Source organism: Nitrospirota bacterium, assembly GCA_040755395.1.
Taxonomy (GTDB): Bacteria; Nitrospirota; Nitrospiria; order Nitrospirales; family Nitrospiraceae; genus DATLZU01.
In genome coordinates this window covers 2,122-6,998 of the sequence record JBFMAX010000031.1, presented here as the reverse complement: position 1 = coordinate 6,998, position 4,877 = coordinate 2,122, and the positions used below count along the sequence as shown (strand labels likewise).

Genomic DNA, 4,877 nt, shown 5'->3' with positions numbered 1-4,877 from the left:
AGCTATATGCGGAAGGGATAACCGCTGAAAGCATCTAAGCGGGAAACCCGCCCCAAGATGAGACTTCCCGGAGGCTCGACCTCCCTGAAGGGTCGTCCGAGACCAGGACGTTGATAGGCGGGATGTGCAAGGGCCGCGAGGCCTTGAGCTAACCCGTACTAATTGCCCGTGCGGCTTGACCCTATAACCGTGAGCGCGGCGCAGCTTGCGCGCAGGCGGTTACGGACGCTTGGCGCTTTCTCTTGCTTCAAACCTTGTTTCTTCTCTCTTTCGATCCGCTCGCGCTGCGGGCGGATTCACCGGACAATCTGGCGGCCATAGCAGCCTGGAACCACGCCTTCCCATCCCGAACAGGACCGTGAAACGGGTTTGCGCCGATGATAGTGTGCAGTCGCATGCGAAAGTAGGTTACCGCCAGGCCATGCACGAAGCCCCACAGGCCTTTGCTTGTGGGGCTTTTTTATATTCGAAATGATGTTGCGCGATTGCAACAGAGGCATTGATCTCCTCGCAAGTAGGCTTCATTTCTGGTGTTGCCCAGAATCCCAGTTCACGTTATGCTGCAATTCGAGGGGTCATCTTCAGGTCGGAAATAAGAAAAGGCACATAACTCTTGGATCTGAAAACAAAAGCATCCTCTGCCGGGTTGCGGAGTGGGCGGCGTGATTTTCGCGTCCGCGTGCGGCGCATACCCGGAGAAATCGAACACGCTCGTCTTTGTGGATTTCTGCTTTCGCTTGGGGCGGCGGCGCTGCTTGCGTGGAGCGATATCGCGCCCGCCCAGGTGCGCCCGGATGCCGGGCAGATCCTCCAGCAACAAACCAAGGAACCGGCCAAGGAGCCGCCTCGGCCAGCCGATGTTCTTCCGCGCAGCGACGTATATCGGCCCGCGCTCGGTGCGCCGGGGCTGAAGCTCACCCCGAAGCGCTTCCGCATCACCGGCAACACCGTCTTCACCGAGGAAGAACTCCTCTCCGCGGTGCGCGATTTCGTCGGCAAGGAACTCGACATCAACGGCCTGAACGACGCCGCCACCGCGGTGCGTTCGTACTATCGCCAGCGCGGCTACTTCCTCGCGCAGGCGTACCTGCCGCGCCAGGAGATCCGAGACGGCGTGGTCGAGATCGCGGTGATCGAGGGCCGCATCGGCAAGCTCGAGGTGAACGTCAAGGAAGGCACGCGCATCTCCGAAGCGCTGATCCGGTCGGTCCTCGAAGCGCATCTCAAGGAAGGCGAGCTGATCACAGAGACCGGGCTGGAGAAGCCGCTGCTCCTCGTTAACGACCTGCCGAACGCGATCGTCACCTCCGAGATCCGCCCGAGCAAGACCGTGGGCGCCGCCGACCTCAAGGTCAACGTCGAGCAGGCGCCGGACATCGTCAACGGTTTTGTGGACTTCGACAACGCCGGCAGCCGGTTCACCGGGGAGTATCGGCTCGGCGTCACGATGAACGTGAACACGCCGATGAACCTCGGCGACCAGTTCACGCTGCGCGCCTTCGCCACCGAGGAGCGCTTTCTGCTCCGGCGCCTTGCCTATACGCTGCCCGTCGGTCCGTGGGGCACGCGCATCGGCGTGAGCTACCTCGACTTTGACTATCGCATCGGCAAGGACTTCTCCACGCCCGCCGACCAGGGCGGGCAGGGCGACCTCAAGGCGCACGGCTACGGGGCGGCCACCAGCGTGTTCGCGTTCCACCCGTTCATCCGCACGCGCAACATAAACCTGATCGCTCAGTTCGCGATCGAGGACAAGCGCCTGTTCGACCGGGTGGACGCGTTCAACGACGTCACCGACACCTACATCTACAACACCAAGCTCGGCTTCGTCGGCGACTTCCGCGACCGGTTCCTCGGCGGCGGACTGAACTCCTTTTCCTGGACGGCGACCGAGGGCAGCGTGGACATCCGGCCGGAGGCGAAGCGCGTCGCCGACCAGAGCCCGGTGGGGCGCAAGACGCTCGGGCGGTACGCCAAGTACAACTACGAATTCCGGCGCCTGCAGCGCATTGACGACAACTCCAGCCTGCTGCTTGCGCTGGTGGGCCAGTCGGCGTCCAAGAACCTCGCCTCGGCAGAGCGCTTCAGTCTTGGCGGCGCCTCGGGCGTGCGCGCCTACCCGGTCGGCGAGGCCACGGGCGATGACGGCTACGTCTTCACCGCCGAGTACCGCTACCTGGTTCCGGGCCTCAAGATCCGGGGGGGCGACCTCACCCTGTCCGGCTTCTACGATTTCGGCCACGTGCGCATCGAAAAGGATTTCGTCACCGGCGACCAGCAGGCGAACGGCCGCAACGAGCGCAATCTGGCTGGAGCCGGCGTCGGCCTGTCGCTCGGAAGAGACGGCGATTTTCTCCTGCGCGCCGTTGCTGCCTGGCGGCTGGAGAACGAGGCACCGACGGCCGACCGGGTCAAGCGCATCCCGCGCATATGGTTCCAGGCCGTGAGATGGTTCTGAGCGTCGTCGGGAAAAAACGACGATCGCTGCGCCAAATTTCACAGTCCTTTGCAGAGGGCTGGACTAGACTCAAAAAATCCCGCGCGCGGCTTCAGCCGTCCTGAACGCGCGCCGCCGCATCTGGGGGGTTGCATCATGAGCAAGCAGAAGAAGTCCTCGGTTTCCGCCCCGTCCGTTGTCGAAGTCCATCTGCGCCGCAGCGCGATCGCCGCCGCGGTCGCCGCCGCGTTCTGGTCGCAGGGGGCGCTCGCGCTCCCCACCGGCGGGGTGGTCACCCACGGCAGCTCGGTCATCACGACGCCGAGCGCGACGGTGATGAACGTCAACCAGAGTACCCCTACCTCGATCATCGAGTGGCAGACGTTCAACATCGCGCGGCCCGAGTCGGTCATCGTCACGCAGCCGGCGGGCGGCAGCGCCCTCTACCGCATCGGCGCGCAGTCCGCCTCCGAGATCTACGGGCGCCTGTCGGCGAGCGGCACCCTCATCCTGTCCAACCCGGCCGGCGTGTACTTCATGCCCGGCGCGAGCGTGGACGTCAAAGGCCTGGTCGCGACCTCGCTTTCTATCAGCGACGCGAGCTATCTCTCCGGCAACTGGGTGTTCACCAACCCGGGTGGTGCCGGTGCGGTGGTCAATCAGGGAACGATCACCGCGGCCGGGGGCTACGCGGTCCTTGCCGCGCCGCATGTGCAAAACGACGGCGTGATCTCGGCGCGCATGGGCACGGTGGCGCTCGCCGCAGGCGACCAGGTGAAGCTCGACATGGTGGGCGACGGGCTGATCTCGGTGCAGGTGCCGCAGGCGGCCTTGAACGCCGCCGCGATCAACAAGGGCACGCTCGCCGCCGACGGCGGGACGGTGCTCATGACCGCACGCTCGGCGAACGCAATCCTCGACACCGTCATCAACACCGAGGGCGTCGTTCGCGCCGACACCATCGCCGAGCGAAACGGCATCATCGTGCTCGACGGTGGCGACAAGGGCGTCGTCAGCGTCTCCGGCGCCGTCTCGGCGCAGGGCGCCGATGCCGGCACCACCGGCGGCACGGTGAAGGTGCTCGGCCAGTACGTCGGGGTCGGTCTGAACGGGGCGAGCGCGAGCATCAATGCCTCCGGCGATGCGGGTGGCGGTACGGTGCTCGTCGGCGGCAACTTCCAGGGCAAGGGGCCGGAGCAGAACGCCTTCCGGACCTACGTCGGGCAAGGCGCAACGATCTCTGCAGACGCCGGCACGAACGGCGATGGCGGGCGGGTGATCGTGTGGGCGGACGACATCACGCGTTTCTACGGGACCATCAGCGCGCGCGGCGGGGCGCAAGGCGGCGATGGGGGGTTCGCGGAGGTCTCGGGCAAGGGGGTGCTCGACTATCGTGGGCTGGTGAACCTGAGGGCGCCTAATGGAACGACGGGAACGCTGCTGCTCGATCCAACCAATATCGAGGTGGCGGCGGCAAGTGAATCGGGCGTCACTCTCTCAGAAGTCGACCAGTTCGCAGATGCTGACGTGAACAGTGGCGGTGGCGGAGCTGATGCCACTACCAACACGATCGCCGCAAGCGCCATCGTAACTGGCCTGAATGGCGCGAATGTCACGCTGCAAGCGAACAACGACATCACGGTCAATGCGGCGATCGATGCGAGCGGAAATGCGGGCAGCGGCAACCTTACCATGCAAGCGGGCCGCAGCATCCTCATCAATCAAAACATCACGCTGAAGGGGTCGTTCACGGCGACCGCCAACGACAATACCGCCTCAGCGGCCGGGCGCACCGACAGTACTGCTGCCGAATTCACCATGGCAGACGGGACAGCGATCAATACGAGTGCTACCAACAGCAACATCGTCATTTCGATGCTCGTCGGTCCTGGTGGAACGGGTGAAAACAGCGGCGATATCACGATCTCTACCCTTAACGCGGGCACTGGCCACGTCCACATCAACCAAGGCGGCCAAACGCCAGGCAGCGATATCCTGCGCACGACAACCTCGGCGATAATCGGCACGTCCGCGGCGCTTGAGGTCAGCAACACGAACAACACGACCGGTGCGATCGGCATGAGCGCGTCGCCGATCAATGTCACGGTCACGAACCTGGACGCGCGTGTGCTGAACGGCAGCGGCGGGATCTTCATCAACTCCTCCGGAGCCCTCAACATCGGCAGTGCCGGGCTCGGGACCATCGTTGGCATTAACACATCGTCTGGCAACTTAGAGGTGACGGCGGGTGGCGCGGTGACGCAAACCGAGCAACTCTCGATTGGCGGCACGACGAGCGTAAACGCCGGTGCGAACGCGATCACGCTCACGCAGGCGGGCAATGATTTTCAGGGGGCGGTGACGGCCACGGGCACGGGTATTTCGATCACCGATGCCAACGCGCTGACGGTGGCGCTAACCGATGCGGGTGCGAGCACGA

Annotated in this window: 2 protein-coding genes and 2 rRNA genes; all 4 read left to right on the top strand. The window is 64.3% G+C overall.

The features are described 5' to 3' along the window. Window positions 1–183: ribosomal RNA gene (locus tag AB1555_19840) — 23S ribosomal RNA — on the top strand; the annotation flags it as partial. A 124-nt stretch (window positions 184–307) separates the two neighbouring features. Then, window positions 308–420, top strand: a 5S ribosomal RNA gene (gene rrf, locus AB1555_19835). A gap of 193 nt (window positions 421–613) precedes the next feature. Continuing rightward, the gene (locus AB1555_19830; protein MEW6248930.1) at window positions 614–2,458 is read left to right on the top strand and encodes a ShlB/FhaC/HecB family hemolysin secretion/activation protein; all 1,845 of its coding nucleotides are present in this window, start codon (window positions 614–616) and stop codon (window positions 2,456–2,458) included. A 135-nt stretch (window positions 2,459–2,593) separates the two neighbouring features. Further along, a partial coding sequence (locus AB1555_19825; GenBank protein MEW6248929.1) for a filamentous hemagglutinin N-terminal domain-containing protein occupies window positions 2,594–4,877 on the top strand: 2,284 nt, incomplete at its 3' end.